We start from the raw sequence: 493 nt of genomic DNA on the forward strand, positions 1-493 counted from the left end.
TCAGTAATACTGTTATCTTCCCTAATTTTAGCTTCGGCAGCCTTTTCAAGTTCTGTCAAAGCCTTCATCACTGCTTCTTTAGCTTCAGCTTCTTCCTTTTTAGCAGCAGCTAGCTCAGCATCAGCAGCCTGTTTAGCTTTTTCAGCTTTTGCTTTTGCCTCATCTGCAACTTTAGCCTCATCTGCTTCGGATTTCGCTTTCTTAGCAGCTTCTTCAGCTTTGGCTTTCGCTTCCTCTACTTTTTTCTGTAGTTCAGCAACTTTAGCTTCAGCTTCTTTTCTAGCTTCTTCCGCTTTTTCAAAATCCTTTTTAGATTTTTCGGATGCTTTGCTAGTGTTAGTAGTATTTGATTCATCAGCTTTTACAGCCAATTGCTGAACGCTAGTAAGACTAGCCCCTAAAACTACCGCACTGGCTAGACTAGCAAAAATCATCTTTTTCTTCCCCATTTAGGTCACCTCTTTATTATTATTTTTAATCACCTGAATCACCT

The 493-nt window shown here is 39.8% G+C and carries 1 pseudogene; it reads right to left on the minus strand.

Annotated elements, in window-relative coordinates:
- A pseudogene (locus HT678_RS05770) lies at positions 1-449 on the minus strand (cell wall-binding protein); the annotation flags it as partial.
- Between the last annotated feature and the right edge of the window lie 44 nt (positions 450-493).

It is taken from the genome of Streptococcus sp. 3167, assembly GCF_013277175.1.
Classification (GTDB): Bacteria; Bacillota; Bacilli; order Lactobacillales; family Streptococcaceae; genus Streptococcus; species Streptococcus pseudopneumoniae.